This is a genomic window from Vibrio sp. J1-1, assembly GCF_021728395.1.
Classification (GTDB): domain Bacteria; phylum Pseudomonadota; class Gammaproteobacteria; order Enterobacterales; family Vibrionaceae; genus Vibrio.
In genome coordinates, this window is the sequence record NZ_JAKKCM010000011.1 from 83,013 (window position 1) to 100,963 (window position 17,951).

17 protein-coding genes are annotated in these 17,951 nt (G+C 43.4%); 6 read left to right on the forward strand and 11 right to left on the reverse strand.

What is annotated here, in order from left to right; genetic code table 11:
• Positions 1-2: 2 nt before the first annotated feature.
• Complete coding sequence (locus tag L3V31_RS17025; protein ID WP_237317682.1) at positions 3-1,664, reverse strand: ATPase RavA domain-containing protein; 1,662 nt, start codon at positions 1,662-1,664, stop codon at positions 3-5.
• A 360-nt stretch (positions 1,665-2,024) separates the two neighbouring features.
• On the opposite strand from L3V31_RS17025, the gene L3V31_RS17030 reads away from it, so the two are divergent.
• From L3V31_RS17030 to L3V31_RS17045, 4 genes are all read left to right on the forward strand, one after another.
• Positions 2,025-2,540 (forward strand): NUDIX hydrolase, encoded by a 516-nt coding sequence (locus L3V31_RS17030; protein WP_237317684.1) that lies wholly within the window; start codon positions 2,025-2,027, stop codon positions 2,538-2,540.
• Between the two features lie 15 nt (positions 2,541-2,555).
• Positions 2,556-3,560: a low-specificity L-threonine aldolase gene (gene ltaE / locus L3V31_RS17035; RefSeq protein ID WP_237317686.1), complete on the forward strand. Its 1,005-nt coding sequence runs from the start codon at positions 2,556-2,558 to the stop codon at positions 3,558-3,560.
• Positions 3,561-3,638: 78 nt separating this feature from the next.
• Positions 3,639-3,956 (forward strand): cytochrome c, encoded by a 318-nt coding sequence (locus L3V31_RS17040; protein WP_237317687.1) that lies wholly within the window; start codon positions 3,639-3,641, stop codon positions 3,954-3,956.
• 161 nt (positions 3,957-4,117) lie between these two features.
• Positions 4,118-5,113, forward strand: coding sequence for a succinylglutamate desuccinylase/aspartoacylase family protein (locus L3V31_RS17045; RefSeq protein ID WP_237317689.1), 996 nt, complete (start codon positions 4,118-4,120; stop codon positions 5,111-5,113).
• 59 nt (positions 5,114-5,172) lie between these two features.
• Here the strand turns inward: L3V31_RS17045 and L3V31_RS17050 are convergent, their stop codons facing one another.
• On the reverse strand, positions 5,173-5,694 hold the full coding sequence (locus L3V31_RS17050; RefSeq protein ID WP_237317690.1) for a lipocalin family protein: 522 nt from the start codon (positions 5,692-5,694) through the stop codon (positions 5,173-5,175).
• A 267-nt stretch (positions 5,695-5,961) separates the two neighbouring features.
• Here L3V31_RS17050 and L3V31_RS17055 point away from each other — a divergent pair, with 267 nt between their 5' ends.
• Entirely contained in the window at positions 5,962-6,345 is a 384-nt protein-coding gene (locus tag L3V31_RS17055) for a cystatin domain-containing protein (RefSeq protein ID WP_237317692.1), read from the forward strand.
• Positions 6,346-6,402: 57 nt separating this feature from the next.
• On the opposite strand, the gene L3V31_RS17060 is transcribed toward L3V31_RS17055, so the two are convergent.
• Positions 6,403-7,254, reverse strand: coding sequence for an SDR family oxidoreductase (locus tag L3V31_RS17060; RefSeq protein ID WP_237317694.1), 852 nt, complete (start codon positions 7,252-7,254; stop codon positions 6,403-6,405).
• A 131-nt stretch (positions 7,255-7,385) separates the two neighbouring features.
• On the opposite strand from L3V31_RS17060, the gene L3V31_RS17065 reads away from it, so the two are divergent.
• Entirely contained in the window at positions 7,386-7,790 is a 405-nt protein-coding gene (locus L3V31_RS17065) for a helix-turn-helix domain-containing protein (RefSeq protein WP_237317696.1), read from the forward strand.
• Positions 7,791-7,904: 114 nt separating this feature from the next.
• Here the strand turns inward: L3V31_RS17065 and L3V31_RS17070 are convergent, their stop codons facing one another.
• The 8 genes from L3V31_RS17070 to L3V31_RS17105 all read right to left on the reverse strand — a co-directional run bounded on the left by L3V31_RS17070 (position 7,905) and on the right by L3V31_RS17105 (position 17,944).
• Positions 7,905-8,915, reverse strand: coding sequence for an ABC transporter permease (locus tag L3V31_RS17070; RefSeq protein ID WP_237317698.1), 1,011 nt, complete (start codon positions 8,913-8,915; stop codon positions 7,905-7,907).
• The gene (locus L3V31_RS17075) at positions 8,896-9,897 is read right to left on the reverse strand and encodes an ABC transporter permease (protein WP_237317699.1); all 1,002 of its coding nucleotides are present in this window, start codon (positions 9,895-9,897) and stop codon (positions 8,896-8,898) included. Before L3V31_RS17075 ends, L3V31_RS17070 begins: the two co-directional genes overlap by 20 nt.
• Positions 9,890-11,368, reverse strand: coding sequence for a sugar ABC transporter ATP-binding protein (locus L3V31_RS17080; RefSeq protein WP_237317701.1), 1,479 nt, complete (start codon positions 11,366-11,368; stop codon positions 9,890-9,892). The genes L3V31_RS17075 and L3V31_RS17080 overlap by 8 nt, the downstream gene beginning before the upstream one ends.
• A 69-nt stretch (positions 11,369-11,437) precedes the next feature.
• Positions 11,438-12,415, reverse strand: a complete 978-nt coding sequence (locus L3V31_RS17085; RefSeq protein ID WP_237317703.1) for a substrate-binding domain-containing protein — start codon at positions 12,413-12,415, stop codon at positions 11,438-11,440.
• 299 nt (positions 12,416-12,714) lie between these two features.
• The gene (locus L3V31_RS17090) at positions 12,715-13,281 is read right to left on the reverse strand and encodes a hypothetical protein (RefSeq protein ID WP_237317705.1); all 567 of its coding nucleotides are present in this window, start codon (positions 13,279-13,281) and stop codon (positions 12,715-12,717) included.
• Between the two features lie 2 nt (positions 13,282-13,283).
• On the reverse strand, positions 13,284-13,979 hold the full coding sequence (locus L3V31_RS17095) for an amidase (protein ID WP_237317707.1): 696 nt from the start codon (positions 13,977-13,979) through the stop codon (positions 13,284-13,286).
• Positions 13,980-14,007: 28 nt separating this feature from the next.
• Positions 14,008-14,586, reverse strand: a complete 579-nt coding sequence (locus tag L3V31_RS17100) for a DUF2589 domain-containing protein (protein ID WP_237317709.1) — start codon at positions 14,584-14,586, stop codon at positions 14,008-14,010.
• Positions 14,587-14,887: 301 nt separating this feature from the next.
• Positions 14,888-17,944 carry an SMC family ATPase gene (locus L3V31_RS17105; RefSeq protein WP_237317710.1) on the reverse strand — a complete coding sequence of 1,019 codons (3,057 nt, stop codon included), beginning with the start codon at positions 17,942-17,944 and terminating at the stop codon, positions 14,888-14,890.
• Positions 17,945-17,951 lie beyond the last annotated feature (7 nt).

Here is a 17,951-nt window from a genome sequence, read left to right on the forward strand (position 1 = left end):
CCTTACGAGAAAAACTGTTGTAAGTTCTTAAAGCGCTGAACAATTTTCTCGCTTTCTGCTTGGATAGATTCAAGCCTTTGGCTGACCTGTTGCAGACTCGATTCCATTAAACGCGGTAATTCTGGATCGACAAAACTGTGCGGAAGAGCATCGTGAAAGTTAGCTTTTACCTTACGCATGTGATGTTCTGCTTCACTTAACTGACTCACTGCTTTTTCACTTTGAGCAAGCCAATTTTGGTAGCGCTCCATGTCTAAGCCTTCTTGCGTCACTAAGCCGACAAGAACGCCTCGATTAGCAATGTCACGAATCACCAAGTTGCTTTCTGCATCAATATCAAAGCGCAAGCGGCACATATTGGTGTTTTGGTTCACGTAACCGTACACGTCACCGTGGCCGTCTTTAATCACTCGGTCTAGTTCGTCTTTCGGAACGTACACCCAGCGGCTATCACCTTTCTCAGATTCAGACACTGACATGTTGCTCTGCAAAATGACCAGTTTCACTAAGTTCACCGCCTCGCCGACTTTGTAGCTTTTCGCTTGAGAAGTATCAAAGCGCATGGTTTCTTTACGCAAAATACCCGTTGGAGCTTCTGATGTCAGAGTCATACGATAAGTATCTTCGAGCTCGTGTTGTACATCGACAAGTGACTCTCGGCAGTATTCGATTTCTTGCTCGGCATCTTGCTGATCGAAAGCATGCTTGAGCGCAAACTCTTGAACAACATCACGCACAACATCACGCGATTCAGGACTATTCCACAAACAATCTTGCAGAAGTAAAAGATCGAGTGGATTTATCTCATCTCGGCCATTAAAGAACGCGCTTGCTTTGAGAAGCTTCACCGCCTTTTTCCAGCGTCGGTCAGAAACATACATGTCCGTATTCGCGACATCACCAAACTCGGCTTCAACCTTGCTTTCTAACATGGTCTTGAGCTGGAACAGCTTTTCGAAGGCATTGTCTGTCAGCGACAACTTATCAAACTGTTGTTGCCACTGGTGGTATTCTTCGTCAGTAATCGCCAGGCCTTCTGGTATTTTTGCTTCCTGAGAAGTACCCACGGTTAGCATTGACTTAAAATTCTGTTTATTCTGAATACGGTTAACAAACACACGTACCAACATACGGTCATATAATGCGTCTAACCCACTGTCTTCATCTGGTAGTTCATTCGAAGCCGACACCAACAAACGCATTGGTACACGCTCTATATCACTGCCATTTTTAAATGTTTTCTCGTTCACTACTGTAAGCAGGGTATTCAGGATTGCAGGGCCAGCTTTCCAAATTTCATCTAAGAAAACGACTTGAGCCGTTGGGAGGTAGCCTTCAGTCAAGCGGACATAACGGCCGTTGTCTTTCAACTCTTGGATACTAAGCGGGCCAAACACCTCTTCTGGAGTCGAGAAACGAGTCATCAAGTATTCAAAATAGCTGCTGTTATCAAACGCTTGAATTAAGCGCTTAGCAATTAAGCTTTTCGCAATACCAGGGGGGCCAAGAAGAAAAACGCTTTCACCAGCAAGGGCTGCTAGAAGGCAAAGTTTGATGGTATGTTCACGTTCGTAAACACCATCAGTCAACGCTTTTGCCAACTTATTGATACGCTCGGAAAGGAGTGCTTTATCGGCATTAGATGCAAAAGAGGGTTGTATCATGAGTGCTCCGGCTATTGAACTGATGCAGTATATACATTTTTATACATTTGTTATCACTTTGTTACAAGTGTAATTTATTCTAACCCCTCTTATAACAGATGCTTACTCGCCATACTGCTTAGCAATCAAAGTTCCCATTAATGAGACGCTCATCACTGATTGCATGCAAACCTGTGTTGTTCCAGAATGAGTTTCAGACACGAAACGCAAAGAGTTCTCACTAACACAAGTTCTGGGAAATGACACAGCAGAATTGCTTGCTCTTTCCAAGTTATTGAGGTGTAAACATACTTTTTCTTTTGTTTGTCGACGATTGTCGTTAATGTTCATGCAAGCCTTAATAGTTTGGATTATCACTTCATGACTAAAACCATTCATAAATGGAAGCAAATCGCACTGGTAGAAGAAGACGTTGAACTACCAACGGGTCAGGTAATTACACACACCACTATTCATCATCCCGGCGCGGCAGTTATCTTGCCTATAACAGAGAACGATAAAATCGTACTTGTTAATCAGTTTCGTCCTTCGCTCAACAAGTGGTTGCTTGAACTTCCGGCAGGAACGCGTGAAGGTGTTGAAGACCCCTTGTCATGTGCAAAGAGAGAGCTTGAAGAAGAAACGGGCTTTAGCGCAGACAAATTTATTTCACTCGGTCAGGTCACGCCATTAGCTGGCTTCTGTGATGAAATCCAATACTTATTTATCGCACAGGATCTAACCGAAACTAATCGCTATGAATGCGATGATGATGAAGTAATTGAAGTAGTGACGCTGTCACTTAAGCAGTTAGAAGAAAAAATTATCGATGGCACGATTACCGATGCTAAAACCATCGCTTGCTTAAGCAAAGCTCGCCTTTGCGGGTATATTTAAACCAAGGAGATATTCATGGACTTTCGATCTGACACAGTAACTCAACCTACTCAAGCCATGCGCGAAGCCATGTTTACAGCGCCTGTTGGGGATGATGTATACGGTGATGATCCAACAGTTAATACGCTGGAGCAATACGCTGCAGAATTGGCTGGCTTTGAGGCCGCTCTTTTTACCACATCCGGCACTCAAGCTAACTTGTTAGGTTTGATGGCTCACTGTGATCGCGGAGACGAGTACCTTTGTGGCCAACAAGCGCACAACTACAAATATGAAGCGGGTGGTGCGGCGGTTTTAGGATCTATTCAACCTCAACCTATCGAGAATAATCCCGACGGTACTTTACCTTTTGATAAACTCGCAGCTGCAATCAAGCCAGATGATATGCACTTCGCTCGAACGCGTTTATTGAGCCTTGAGAACACCATAAATGGTAAAGTTCTACCACTTACCTACCTTGCAGAAGCTCGTAATTTTGTTAACAAGCACAACCTCAAGTTACACCTTGACGGAGCACGCGTGTTTAATGCAGCAGTGGCGCTTGATGTACCAGTTAAAGAAATTGCGCAGTATTTTGATTCAATGACTATTTGTCTTTCAAAAGGACTCAGCGCACCTGTTGGTTCTCTCCTTCTCGGCAGCAAAGAGTACATTGCAAAAGCACGACGCCTAAGAAAGATGGTTGGCGGCGGAATGCGCCAAGCAGGTATCTTAGCGGCTGCAGGTAAACTCGCGATTACCGAGCAAGTTATCCAACTAAAGCAAGATCATATTAATGCTAAAACGCTAGCTCAAGGATTAGCAGAACTCCCTGGGTTCTCAGTCAATCCTGATTTGGTCCAAACCAACATTGTGTTTGCTAAGTTAGAGCCTCAAGTGGATATCGCGAGCATTGCTGAGACACTAAAACAGCAAGGCATCATTATCACGCCAGGAAACCCTGTCCGATTTGTGACCCATAAAGACATTTCAGAACAAGATATTGCCAGGTTCTTATCGACCTTAAAATCTCTTCTTTAACTTGATTTTGATCATTGAGCTTCCCCTTAGGGGAAGCTTTAATCTATAGCGAGTATTCGCACCATAAAGAGCTCGCTAATGTTAAAATTCCTGTTGTTTATTTCTGTTGTCTTTGCTCCCGTCACAATGGCAAACCCTTCTGGTGACGCAGCCAAAGGTAAGATAAAGTCACCCAGTTGTGTCTATTGTCACGGTGCGACTGGCATCAGTGTAAATGAAGCTTACCCTAACCTCGCAGGTCAGGACGCTCAGTATCTATTTAACGCAATGAAATCCTATCAAAACAGTGATCGCCAAGGCCCCTTAGCGGAAATGATGGCAAGCCAATTAAAAATGCTGAATGATGACGATCTTCGAGACGTGGCTGCGTTTTACGCTGAACAACTAACCAATTGATATTCATCACACTTTACCCCTACTCGCCACATCGAGCACGAGGCGCACAAGCAAAAAATTCTGCTGGTACTTTCCCCTAGTACTCTTTACCCTATCGGTTATTAGAATCCAATTCAGTAAGCAAGCATCAATACAAATGCTTTTTGGAGTGATCACCTTAAATGGCAACAATATATTCCGATGACGTAATGCAAGGGCATAAAGTAATACAAGCTTTAGATGTCGAAGACCTCCCATCCGGTGAACATAAGTTCTGGTTTCGTATTGCAACCAATGCGATTTCGCAATGGCAGCATCTACCTGTACTCGTGTTTAAAGGTCAAACACCAGGTAAAAATGTGATGATTACCGCTGGTGTGCATGGCGACGAATACAATGGGGTTTTGGCAGCGCAAAAAACAGCAAGAGAACTAATTGGCGCTGATCTTGCTGGTACAGTAACCATCGTACCGGGAATCAACCTAAGCGGCATGTTAAATAAAAGCCGAGACTTTTGTTCCCCTGACCCAGACGCCGCTCGTGCAAACCTAAACCGTTTCTTCCCCGGCAACGAGTTTGGTAATGAAGCGAACCGCTACTTGCACACACTATGGAATAACTTATTAAAGCCTAATGCGGACTTAGCGATAGACTTACACACCCAAACCAGTGGTGCAGCCTACCCACTTTATGTCTTTGCAGATTTCCGTATTGAAGACTCGTTAAAAATGGCACGCCATATTAACCCTGATGTCATTTTGGATGATCCAGGTGAAAGTGGCGTATTAGAAACGGCATGGAACAACGTGGGTGTACCTGCAATCACCGTGGAAGTCGGTACGGGTCGCTATACCGACCAACCCCTTATCAATCGCACGGTAACAGGTATCTTCAATATTCTTAAACAGTTCGAATTGCTCTCTGGTGATCCAGAGTCGGTTAATTCTTGTGTGGAAGGTTGTGAAATTGTAAACGTTCGGGCAGAGCTTGGCGGTTTTGTTCTGCCACAAGTCAGTATCTTAGAAACTGTAGAGCAAGGGCAACTGATTGCAATCCAATATGATGGATTTGGTGACGAATTGAAGCGCTACACCGCTCCGACTTCAGGGACGATAATTAGCCACAATGTCGAATCTATCCGAGCAGCGGGGTCATTACTGGTGCGCCTGATTAAATAGCGTTAAACAGCCCTATCATATCCCCCAATTACGGGGGATTATTCTATCGACTCTCTTAGCTATTGAGTCTGCTCAACAAGAATTAGCTCGTCAACGTCAAAGCCTTTTTCTTGGGCAACTTGTTTAAACCTTTCAAGAGTTGCTGGGTCCACGTCTGGCTGACGTGATACTAACCAAAGATAGTCTCGATTGTAGCCAGAAATGAATGCGTAGTCATAGTTTTCACCAAGCTCAAAGATGATATACGACGAATAAAATGGGCCAAAGAAAGAGACTTTTAAATGGCCCGTTGACGGGTCGTCAACAAAATACGCTTTACCTTCTGCTTGCTTCCAATTTTGTTCTTCTTGTGAGTAGCCACGATTTATTACCGTCACACCGCCGTCTTCACGCAGTTCATATTCAGCCGTTACATTGGATAATCCGCGCTCAAAAGAATGGTCTAACCTCGCAATTTCAAACCATTTCCCCAAATAAGGTTTCAGTTCAAAATTCTGAACTGGATCAACACCTTCAGGCTTCGAGGTACAACCAAATAAAACAGCGACAGACAGCAACAGAAGCGACTTTATTACTTTCATTACAAGTTCCTATATAAGTTAGTGACTGATTTTACTGCATAAGTTCTAAAACAGATCATAAATCCTTACTAGTTTATGTACCATGGCGTATCCCTTATCGTACATATATTTTTTATTGTTAAAGTATCGTTCCTACAAACATTCCTACAAATTCAGTTATTTATTCCGCGAATTAACTCTCTACCTATCGAAAGTTTGCACAACATAGACATTTCTATTCTTAGGAGCCTTTTATAATACGCTTCGATATAAATTGAGGTTATTGTTGTGAAGTTTAAGACAATGTCAGCTTGTGCACTTTTGGTATTGCTTGTTGGTTGCCAACAAAACAATCCCGAAGAAGAGACGACAGAAATAACAGCCTCGGCAGACGTATGCAGTAGTCAGGGAAATATGCCAGGTGGGTGGAAAATGTTTAAGTCGACACCCGACGTTCAAAAGGCAATGGCTTTTGTTCTGACAGAAATGGATACGCCTTCATCATTCAAACAAATTCTCAATGTTCATGCACAAATCGTCAGCGGCGTGAATTACGCGATTGAGTGTGAAATGGATGATGGTGTGATTTGGAACACGATTGTTTATCGCAACCTCGATGGTGACTACTCTATTACACAATCACCACACGAAGGAAAATTCTGCGAACAGTGATTTCAAACATTGAAAGCCCCTACTCAGGGGCTTTTTAGGCTTTTAAGATTACTCTATTTATAGATAATCATCGACCAATTGCTCTAATGACTTGGTTGGATGACCAATCAACGAGCTGAGCGTTTTACTATCGTCGTACAAAGCACCTTGAGATGCTCCAGTATCAGAGTTCGCTAAAACAGCAGCTAATGGACCAGGTAACCCTGCACCTTCTAACGCTTTTGCAAAATCCGCTTCTTCCATATTAATGTAAGGAATCTCTTTTCCCGACTTCTTGCTGATTAACGCGCTCAGTTCGCTCAGTGTATACGCATCGTCACCTGATAGTTCATATACTTTACCACTTTGCGGTTCTTCACTCGTCAACACCGCCACCGCTGCTTCGGCATAATCTTCACGAGCCGCTGAACTGATTTTTCCATCTTTAGCACACCCAATAAAACCGCCGTTGGCCAGTGCTGGTGCAACGCTAGCTAAGTAGTTCTCTGTATACCAGCCATTACGCAAAAGCACATGAGGAACATCGGCCTGTTTAAGATACGCTTCTGTTGCGACGTGCTCTTCTGCCAAAGCCAGTGGAGAAGAGTCAGCATGCAGAAGACTGGTGTACGCAAGTAGCTCCACGCCCGCTTGCTTCGCAGCATTAATAACGTTTTGATGTTGGACGGCACGCTGACCTACTTCGCTCGATGAAATCAGGAGTAATTTAGCCACGCCGTCGAATGCAGATTCTAAAGTCTCAGGTTTTGAGTAATCAGCCTGACGAACCTGAACACCTAAGGAAGTGAGCGGAGCTGCTTTGTCCAAGCTTCGAACTAAAGCGACTATTTGATCAGGTTCAATTTTGTTCAGTAAGTGTTTGATAACCAATTGGCCTAATTGGCCGGTAGCGCCTGTAACTACGATCATTGTACTTTTCCTCGTCTATTAATGAAGAGCTCTTTTATGTACAATCTGCCATAGTAGCTTACTTTTTGTAAGTACGTACTTTTTGGTAAGTATCGATTATCGTGTCATTTCCGGGAAAGAGGATTGAAAATATGAGCGAAAACATGGGTAGCTTGTTTTCAGAAAAGTTTAGCCGAGGAAATGTCCTGGCGAAGGAGTGCCCTTCTCGCAGTATATTGCAAGATGTGACCAGTCGCTGGGGTGTCCTTGTGTTGTTCGCTTTACTCGGAGGGACACACCGATTCAGTGAACTACGAAAAAAGATCACTGGTGTCAGTGAAAAAATGCTTTCGCAAGCCTTACAAGCATTAGAGGCAGATGGATTTGTATTGCGTATGGCGCACCCAGTCGTTCCACCACACGTTGAATATTGTCTGACAGACAAAGGAACGGAAGTCGCACACAAGGTTGAACAATTGGTGGACTGGATTGAGTCAAACTTAGGCGATATTTTGAACGCGCAACAACAATATGATGAGTCCAAAGCAAACAAATAATCTGTTTCTAACAAAAATCCCCAGCTTAAAAGCTGGGGATTTAGTAGTCTTGAGCGTTAAACTTTAACTTTACAATGTAATTTAACGCATAGTTAAGCTGCACACACTATAACACTATACTTTCTGTCGTTCGGAACGAGCACTGCTCTTATTCATCAGACGGGAAAAGTAACGCGATATATTATCGTCCTGGTTACGTAAAAATATAAACAGAATTAAAGTCGCCCCCCAAACCGCCATGGTCAGGAAGTTACTGATTCCTATCATATTGAACCCGCTTTCCATTGCCTGTAATAAAACCAGTGCCAATACGATACCTAACGTTTTACCAAAACCTCCGTCAGGATTTAAGCCACCTAATACAGAAGCTAAAATCGTAACCAAAAGAAAAGACTCCCCATAAGACGACTTCGCTGAATTGTATTTCGACATCATGATTAAAGCGGCTAGGACACACAGTAGTGATGACACGATATAAGTAATGACAAGAATTTTGTTGGTATTAATGCCCGAGTAGTACGTCGCCTTTTCGTTAGAACCCAACATATAAACAGACTTACCAAACGATGTTTTTTCTAACATTACCCACAGAATGACAGCTGTCACGATGAACATCAACATCGGGAACGGAACACCCAAAACCTGAATCTTCTCAATATTGAGGATATAGTCAGGGAAATTAGACACCGCTTTACCACCAGAGATTAGAATGTTCACGCCATTAATAAAGGTCATTGTGCCTAAAGTTGCCAGTATCGGAGACACACGTACTTTCGCAATCAACAATCCATTGAGTAAACCAGTTAATACACCTACAGCAACCCCTCCAAGAAGTACTAAAGGTAAGTACATCACCGAAGGAGGTAAGCTAACCGCAATCCATGCCATCACCAACGCACACGAATTGGTAACAGGGATTATCGATAAATTGATCCCTCCTGTTAGCATAGTAATCGCCATAGCGAACGTCAGAAAACCCAGTAAGGGGATCTGAGCTGATATCGACAGAAAGTTGTTCCAAGACCAGAATAAATCCGGAATAGTGATACTGAAGTAGATACACATCGGAACCAGTAATACCAACAGGTACTTTTCTAAATTTCCCTTAGACTGCGCTGAAGCCATGTGTGCCCCCTTGTTTTCTTTGACGCCAAGCTGTCGTACTGATACTGACTAAAATAACGCCACCGGTGATCACCGTATGCCAGTAGGAAGAAACCCCCAATAGATTCAACCCATTCTGAATAAGAGCAATAAGCACCACTCCCAGAACCGTTCCCAGCAAAGACCCTCGCCCACCAATGATGCTGGTACCACCTAATACCACTGCTGCCAGCACGGTGAGTTCGTACCCTAGCAAAGAGTCCGGTGCAACGGTTAGAATGGTATATGACTGAATCACACCTGCAATACCAGCCAATAAACCTAAATAGCCATAAGCGAACAGCTGGACTTTTAAAGTACTAAAGCCCACACGAGATGCTGCTTCGTGATTCCCACCAATAGCATAGGTCTGTCGTCCTATACTGGTCTTGCTCATGATAAACGAGGTAAGTGAAACCACGATCAACGTAACGACCATCGGTAAAGTTAATCCGTAATCATAACCATCCGCTGCGGTGAACTTGAATAGAGTAATGCCTTCTTCAAACCACCTCGGGTATTTGTACAACCATTCCCCCTTGGAAAGGAATAATAGCAATCCGTAAAACACGTTGAGTGTCGAAATGGTAACAATAATTGAAGGTACTCTGAGTTTATTAACCAGTACGGCATTAACCATCCCTAACAACAAACCTATCGTTCCTGATATCACAAACGCCAGTACGAAATTGGCAGTCATCATGTTGATGACCAAAACCATAATATATTGGCTGATGATCGTGGTTGCAGGAAACGAGATATCAATGCCGCCCGAAATCAACACAATAAATAAGCCACAAGCCAATATGGTTAACATGGCGTAGTTGTTCAGAAGGTCGTATACATTACCAATCGTGAGAAACTCAGGTGTCATTGATGCAATTAAGGCCGCAATTACAACTATGAGTGCAAACAGTAGAAATTCGTTCTTCTTCAGGAGTTTTTCTAGTTTGATATTACCCATTAATCACCTCCGCAAGATGTTCAGGTGACGTCTGAGAAGTAATCATTTGCTGTTTAACCTTTCCTTCTGCTACAACAACGATGGTATGGCTATTGTTGTATGCTTCTTCCACTTCATCAGTAACGATAATGACCGCAACTCCAGCCTGAGAAAGTTCCTCAATTATGTGATAAATCCCCGACTTGTTGGCAATGTCCACACCTACGGTCGGCGAATCGAGAATCAGTACTTTCGGGTTAATCGCGAGCCATTTGGCAATAGACACACGCTGTGCATTACCACCAGACAACGTATTTACTGCATCCGAAGCTGAACCAATTTTGATTCGTAGTCGTTCGATTAAATGATTAACAAGATTGATGGCTTTACTCTGTTCAAATAATCCAAACCGTGGCTGAAGAGCGCGAAACTGCGTGCTGCTTATATTGTCTTCAATGGGTTGCTCCATCACTAATCCTGTCCCCATTCTGTCCTCAGACACATAGCCAATTCCAGCTTCAATCGCGTCCCTGTTACTGTCGAATCTTACAGGGTGCCCTTCCAGTAATACTTCTCCCGAATCTGGTGCGTTGAGTCCAAAGAGTGACAGACACAGCTCTGTCCTTCCGGACCCCAGCAACCCAGTTATTGCTATCACCTCTCCGCGATGTAGCTTAAAACTAATATCTGCAAACTGTTTATGTTTGGTGAGATGACGACACTCAAGAATAATTTCGTCGCTATAGTGGGTAGCCAACGGCGTGAAAGTGATATTCTGTCCAGTCATCAACTCGCCTAAAATCTGAGTTGTCATCTCGCTGGCTGGCCGTGTCGCAATATGTTTTCCATCTTTTAGTACCGTAAACCGGTCTGAAATCTCCATCACTTCATCAAGTTTGTGGCTAACAAAAATAACAGCAATTCCCTTCTGCTTTAGTAACTTAACGTAAGTAAGGAGGTGTTTTACTTCATTGTGCGTCAAAGAGGCTGTTGGTTCATCCATAATAATCAGTTTAGCGTTCTCAGCTAACGCTCTGGCAATCGCAACCAATTGGCATTTAGAAATCGTCAAATCTTCCACTAAATCAGTGGGACAGATCGAGGCTTGCATTTCATCTAGTACTTCCTTTGCACGGCGCATCATCTCGGAAGAGTTTCGCAATACATCATGATGATATGTGTTGATCATAATATTTTCTGCAACCGTTAAATTAGGAAACAGAGACAGATCCTGATAGATAACCTGGATACCTTCGCGTACAGACTTAATCGGCGTTAAAGCATTAAACGTCTTACCGTCAATTTCAATTTTACCGCCAGCATCAGGCTGATGAACTCCCGATATCACTTTTATAATGGTTGATTTCCCGCAGCCATTTTGTCCAGCAATACAGTGCACCTCACCCGGATAGATATCGAAGTCGATTCCCTGTAGGGCGTAAAAACCGTTAAAATTTTTGCTGATATTGGTGAGTTTAAGATATGGCTTCATTGATTTTTCCTCACTAACATTCTGTTCAGCCCCGCTGAGTACGGGGCTGATATTGATCATGGCAATCGTTTAATAAAGCTGGTCAATATTATCTTTGGTAACAAACAGAACTTTGTGGAACTTAATCAATTTTTCGTCTTTACGGACTTCCGCAGCACCGAAGTTTTTAATCGTATAACCCGGTTCGATATCTACGCCATTAATCACATCAGCAGCTACTTTCGTTGTAGCGTAGCCACCTGTTGCAGGATCGTAAGTAATACCCATCGTGATATTACCATTACGAATCAAAGAAGCCGCTTGTGAAGGAATCATCATACCGAACACGCCAACGTTTTTCTTGGCACGGCGCTCCTGAACGGCACGGCCCGCACCGATAGGGCCTTGTGAACCGAATGAAATAACCGCTTTCAGATCTTTATGTGCACGCATCAATTCCAAAGTAGTACGACGAGAATCGTCAATGTTTTCCGCTACAGGCATACGAGAGGTAACTTCATACATATCTGGGTATTTTTCTTTTTGGTATTTAACGAAGTAATCCGCCCATAAGTTATGCTGTGGTACGGTTAGTCCGCCAACATAAATAACGTAACCACCTTTACCACCGGTGAACTCTGCCACTTTTTCAAGATAGTCTTGCGCGAACTTCTCATCATCGATAATGGAAACTTCCCAGTTAGCACTTGGCTGTCCTGGAGATTCGTTCGTTACAATGGCAATGCCCGCACTTCGAGCTTTCTGGAAGACTGGCTCTAATACTTCAGCGTCATTTGGAACAATGGTGATCGCATCCACTTTCTTTGCGATGAGATCTTCAATAATTTTCACTTGGGCTGTTGCGTCAGTGCTTGAAGGTCCTACTTGATAGGCATTTATCTTATATTCCTGTCCCGCTTCGGTTACACCTTCGCCCATCCGGTTAAACCAAGGCATACCACCAATTTTGGGAATGTTAACGATATCGAGTTCTTTAGCCATGGCTGGAGTACCCAACGTTGGTATACAAATTAAGGCAGCTAAAACCATTTTTTTAGTAGTGTTCATTAGTTAGTCCTTTATGCTATTTCACGTTATGCCTCCAATTGGAGTGCAATTTTAGATATAACAAACTCGGACTAATTGAACATGTGTCCATTTATCAAATATATAGTTGTAGCCAATTTATCCATATAGACGGCGTTTTTCTCTATAAACCATAGAATTACATAAGTGAGCGGCTATACAGAAACAAATTAATAACTTTGTTGCTCGCCATGAATGTTTACCTCAACTCTTGATATGAAAAATAGCGTTAATAAAAAACCGATAAGCTCACTCGCAGAAAGGCACCATTCATTAAAGCTCTAATCGGTTTCGGGGATCATGTTGATTAGCAAATGACTTAGCAGGTAACGTCTGTCGGTCGCACTCATGCGCGCTTGCAGATACAAGTACATGGATTTGGTTTCCTGATGCTCACCAAGTGTTTTCCAGATTGAATCAAGGTAAGCAGAGGTAATATTTTGCACGATAGGCAAAGGCTGTTTTGCAAATACTAAGGCAATAAGCTGCGCCAGTTTCTCATTCACTTCTGCAAAGTTGTTGTCTATACGTTGCAACTCCGCGTTTAGAATCGTATCGGCCCGAGTTAATAACGACGCGGCCAATGCACGCTTACCTTTACGCTTACTCCTGCTTGAATTGATGACCCTATCGTCTTGATAACCATCGTCGCAGGCTTCTAACAGTCCGCGTAATGATGCAAGAGTTGAAACAAGCGGACAGCGCAGTGGCTCAAGCTTTTGCTCGGTTTGTTTCAACCAAAGTGCCACATCTAAAACATAACTAGGGGCTTGCGCGAGGTATTTGTCACTGAGTTGCGGCAGCAACATTAGCCTTGCAATGATGGTTTCTTTTAGTACCGACTCCATAATCACTCCGGCATGAGCTTGCTTTTGGTTCGTCCATTTTCAATGCTGGTCGCCCACTCCAGCCCCTCTTCACGTATTGTGATGTTTAAGCGAATTGCGTTAAGTGGCGTTGCGCTTTCTTTGACTTCAGAACTGACTACAGTGGTCTTTAATGCGGGAGGGATAGATTGTGATTTTAACGCTATCGCAGATATACGATGACGTAATTGCTTGCTCACCGATTCAAGCCTGTCAAAAGGAATCTCCTGCGTAGAGCTCGTCTTTTTGAGCGCTTTTTGAAATGCGTCATCGACTGCACGCACCAGACTCTCTTTAGTAATCCGAACGTCACCACTGCGCTGACGCTCGGCTACATTTTCCAGAGCGAGTTTCAGCTCTTTGTCGAAGTTGTTTTGAAAGGTTTTAGTTCGGCTAAGTATGTCTTCGTCGTCTAGTGACTTAGTTAGCTGAGCCATCAGCGCTTGGTGCAAAACACGCGGACTATCGAGCTCTGCGACTTTCGCAGGGATCTGTTTATCGATGGTTAACGGCATATCAATGGTTAGCTCTGGAACCCGCACTCGCGGGAGACTCATTCCTTCAAGCAGAGGATGATCCTTATAGTATTCGGCAACCGCTGCGGTTTCTTCATCGGCAAGCCTGCGCGCATGAACCAGACTGATCATCAACGCGCCTAAGACTTCACTTAACTCAGACATACAACCTCCTTATGTGTTATCGACTGCTTTAAGCCTCTGACTCAACTTCAGTTATGGAGTTTTCAAGAATACCGAGCAACTTCTCAGTGCCTGCAGGTAATTCATCTTGAACAGCCCGCACATTCACGGACATACTGTAAGTCCGTTCAATTTTGGATGAGCTAGATGTGGATTTCTTATACGAATAACTCGCACTAAGCTTGGCCGAAACAGGTCCCCAACCCGCTTTTACTGATAGCTTCGTATTAAGGTCATGTGAAGAAGATGTCGTTGATTGCTGTACTGAATTAATTTTGGCGTTAAATGCAATCGTTGTTTCTTCCACGCGGATAAATGGAATAGGTAACATCGTTAAAATGGGAACGGTCAGGTCGTACTTTTTAGGCTCTGTGCCTGTGACTTCTCCTTGTTCGTTCCTGACCTCAACAGCCTTCATATAACTGAAGGTGATCATGGTTGGTTCATTGCTCTCAGCTTCAAAGCCGACAGACTTGATAAAGTCTACGGATGTTTGTGCTGACTGGGCTTGCGCGCGAACCACTGCATTGAGTGGGCCGCCTATCATAGATTCGAAATCTATGCTGGATAGTTCGTCGCCGATGGCCATAATTACGCTCCTTTTCAGGCGAAATATGAACCCGAATCTGACTACTTAATCGGGAAAGTTATGTGCTATGAAACACGTATAATATATAGCTTGAGATCATGACCAGAACAACGTTTTGACTGCATTTTATTTATATTTTTATCAATCAAGTCGTTAAGTGATTAAATTAACCACGAAAGATAAGACGGCTCAAATGAACCAGTAGATGTTGTACGAATAAGAAAATGCTTGAGAAGAGATGCTTTGCTGCTTGTTAACTATCGCAGCAGCAAAGCACTTGTACATTAGGTTGAGATAATGATTAGTCAGCTAACGCCATTTGAGACTTAACTGAAACGGTTGAGCCAATACGCGACGGTTCAACATCAATTCGCTGTGCCATCTGCTCTTTAAGCTCCGATACGTGAGAAATCACACCAATCATACGTCCCGTTTGCTGTAAATCGACTAAGGTTTGGATCGCTAGATCCAAAGACTCAGGATCCAAACTTCCAAAACCTTCGTCAATAAACAATGTATCTAAGCGAATACCACCGCTATAGGACTGCACAACATCAGACAGACCAAGCGCTAAAGCCAGTGCCGCCATGAATGATTCACCACCAGAAAGCGTCGCAACGTCTCGCATTTTACCGGTATAGCCATCTTCAACGACGAGATCAAGCCCTCGGCCTGCTGCGCCCTTAAACCCTTCCGTTTTACGCGCCAGAATGTATCTGCCCTTGCTCATCAAACTTAATCGTTGCGAGGATTGGATTAAAACATCATCTAAAAGCACACCTAGGACAAAACGATGTAAACTGATACGACTGCCTGTTTTACCACTCGCCACATCATAAAGCGTACCAAAGACTTTGTACTCATCTTCTAGCTTGCTGTTCTTGTCATGCAAACTCGCTATGTCACTGCGCACTTTTTCCAGTCGTTCAAAAATCGACCGGACAGAATCGAGCTTGTTTCTCGATTCAACATAATGTTGCTGTTGAGTGTTTAAGATAACGTTAATGGCTTCAATATCCGGCTTTTCAAGATCTTGTAAGGCTAATTTAAGATCACTTAATGTTTGCTCTAGCTTGATTTGAGTTTGCTTAAACTCATCAATTTCTTGCTGCCAGGATTGCAGCTCTTCTTCCGTCGCTTTGTTTTGAAGATAACTTTCTTCATCCTCAAAACGGCTTTCATTCAGTGCCTTTTGCCAGTTCGTTTGTGCTTCGTTTAGCTTCTGGTCAGACTCCGCGAACCATTGCTTGTTCGTTGTTAGCTGACTTTCAATATTAGACTTGGCTAATATCGCTTGTTGAAGTTGTGTCTGTGCACTATCCAGACTTTCGTTAAGACGCTTAACCTGCTCTTTAGTTTGAGTAATTTCGTGCTCAAGTACTTCTACCGAACGGTATTTCGGTTCAAAGTTCTCCAGCAATTTATTTAGTTGATCCTGATTAGCCTTAATCGTAGATTCATTGGCTGCCATTTGATTTTGCAGCTCGTTAATCTTTGTTTCTCCAACAACACATCGCTGGTTAAGCTGTTCGACATTTTTTTCCAACTGAGCGATATCAATGGCAGTCAAACGCTGTAGCTTTTCATTAGCGGACTTAAGTTCCGCCTGAATTTCTACTGCTTCAGTTGTAGCATGTTCACCAAGCTCTTCTGAGAGCTCATCCACTTGTTTTTGATACTGTCGAGCGACAACATAATGTTGTTCCAGTTGGTTACTAAGCTGATTGTAAGACGTTTGTGCGGCACGCTCCTGAGCGCGAGCTGTTTGAACTTGCTCTTTCGTTACCTCTTCTTCAGTAAACTGTGCTGGATGAGGATGCTCACAACTACCACAAACTGGACACGCCTCACCCGTTTGCAACCTTTGGGCTAAAACTGCCGCTTGCGCGTTGTGCCATTTTAGCTCTAAACGATCAGCTGACTGTTGCTCCGTCACATAGGCTTGTTTGGCTTGTTCAAGCTTTTGTTGCTTGGTGTTGGTTGAAGCATCATGCTTAGCCTGCTCTTGCTTCAAACCTGACAGTTTTTGAACATCTTGTAAAAGCCGTTGCTTTTGCTTGATTTCGGCATCAATACTACCAACTAAAGCAACATCGAGACGGGCTTGATCCAAGTGCTTCTGCCCTTGTTGTGCGTCTAGAGTCAGTTTGTCTTTTAGAGCGATGTATTGCTGCAGTTTTGATTCAAATTGCTGTTTCTCTTGTAACCCGTTCGCGATTTTTGCTTCCAAGTCTACTTTTTCAATCAGCTTTTCTTTCATTCCTTCGAGATTAAACTGCAATTGCGTCAATTGAGGCACTTGTTCAGCACTTTGCTTTGCGGTTTTTAGCTCCGCTTCTTTTCCCGTCACCACGTTCGCAGCTTCAGTTAAGTTATCGCTAAGTGAGGTAATCTTCTGGGCTAGCTGTTGTGATTGCGTCTTAGCGTTCTGTAAAGCAACATACTGCAACTCGATTTTACTTGCGCTTTTCGCTTTTTCTAATCGTTCCTGACGTGCACTTATTACTTTTGCTTTTTCTGAATGTAACTTTAACGATGCCTCGGCTTGCTCTTGGCGAGTGAACTCTGCAGATAATGCTTGCGCTTTTTGTAACTGGGACTTAATACTGTTTAGCTTCTCTAGACAAGCTTGTTCACTCTTTTTCTCTTGCTCTAGTTGCTCAGAGACTAGTTCTTTCTGTTCAAGCAATTCCTCTTCTGAACTCACTCCTGCAACTTGCAACGCACCGCGAATCTGATTATCAAACTCATTTTTCGCTTTACTGATCGCGCTTGCTTTATCTTTCAGTGCGTACTCAATTTTCTTGTAAATGTCTGTCTGGAACAGCTGGCCGAAAATTTCTTCCCGCTCTTTGGAGCTCGCCAGGAGTAACTCACGAAACTTCCCCTGAGGAAGTACCATCACTTGGCGAAACTGCGTTTCTGATAAGCCAATAATGTTGATAATTTCGCTCTTAACTTGCGTGGTTTTGCTAGTAATCAGTTTCTCGCTATCGCCTAGTTCATACAGAGATGCAGTGTGCTTTCTCACCGTCATACCATCACCGCGAGCTTTCGGCGCTTCTTGTTCCGGGGCGCGAGTAACTCGGTAAACCTTTCCGTGCAGTGAAAAGTCCAGGGTAACTTCGGTTGGTAGATCGGCACTGGCCAAATCACACCGCATCTGAATACCCTGCCGCTCATTGCCCGTAGTTTCACCATAAAGCGCGAAACAAATCGCATCGAGGATCGACGTTTTTCCTGACCCCGTTGGTCCATTAATTAAAAATAGAGGGTTGTTACCAAGCTTCTCGAAATTGATGGTTTCCGTTTTTGCAAAGGGACCAAAAGCTTGCATTGTGAGTTTGATAGGCTTCATTTATGGT

Coding starts and splice junctions, on each gene's coding strand:
- ltaE (WP_237317686.1), top strand. CDS start 2,556: ATGGACTTTCGATCTGACACAGTAACTCAACCTACTCAAGCCATGCGC.
- L3V31_RS17105 (WP_237317710.1), bottom strand. CDS start 17,944: ATGAAGCCTATCAAACTCACAATGCAAGCTTTTGGTCCCTTTGCAAAA.
- L3V31_RS17025 (WP_237317682.1), bottom strand. CDS start 1,664: ATGATACAACCCTCTTTTGCATCTAATGCCGATAAAGCACTCCTTTCC.
- L3V31_RS17070 (WP_237317698.1), bottom strand. CDS start 8,915: ATGGCTTCAGCGCAGTCTAAGGGAAATTTAGAAAAGTACCTGTTGGTA.
- L3V31_RS17100 (WP_237317709.1), bottom strand. CDS start 14,586: ATGGCCATCGGCGACGAACTATCCAGCATAGATTTCGAATCTATGATA.
- L3V31_RS17060 (WP_237317694.1), bottom strand. CDS start 7,254: ATGATCGTAGTTACAGGCGCTACCGGCCAATTAGGCCAATTGGTTATC.
- L3V31_RS17075 (WP_237317699.1), bottom strand. CDS start 9,897: ATGGGTAATATCAAACTAGAAAAACTCCTGAAGAAGAACGAATTTCTA.
- L3V31_RS17050 (WP_237317690.1), bottom strand. CDS start 5,694: ATGAAAGTAATAAAGTCGCTTCTGTTGCTGTCTGTCGCTGTTTTATTT.
- L3V31_RS17095 (WP_237317707.1), bottom strand. CDS start 13,979: ATGTCTGAGTTAAGTGAAGTCTTAGGCGCGTTGATGATCAGTCTGGTT.
- L3V31_RS17040 (WP_237317687.1), top strand. CDS start 3,639: ATGTTAAAATTCCTGTTGTTTATTTCTGTTGTCTTTGCTCCCGTCACA.
- L3V31_RS17080 (WP_237317701.1), bottom strand. CDS start 11,368: ATGAAGCCATATCTTAAACTCACCAATATCAGCAAAAATTTTAACGGT.
- L3V31_RS17065 (WP_237317696.1), top strand. CDS start 7,386: ATGAGCGAAAACATGGGTAGCTTGTTTTCAGAAAAGTTTAGCCGAGGA.
- L3V31_RS17090 (WP_237317705.1), bottom strand. CDS start 13,281: ATGGAGTCGGTACTAAAAGAAACCATCATTGCAAGGCTAATGTTGCTG.
- L3V31_RS17045 (WP_237317689.1), top strand. CDS start 4,118: ATGGCAACAATATATTCCGATGACGTAATGCAAGGGCATAAAGTAATA.
- L3V31_RS17085 (WP_237317703.1), bottom strand. CDS start 12,415: ATGAACACTACTAAAAAAATGGTTTTAGCTGCCTTAATTTGTATACCA.
- L3V31_RS17030 (WP_237317684.1), top strand. CDS start 2,025: ATGACTAAAACCATTCATAAATGGAAGCAAATCGCACTGGTAGAAGAA.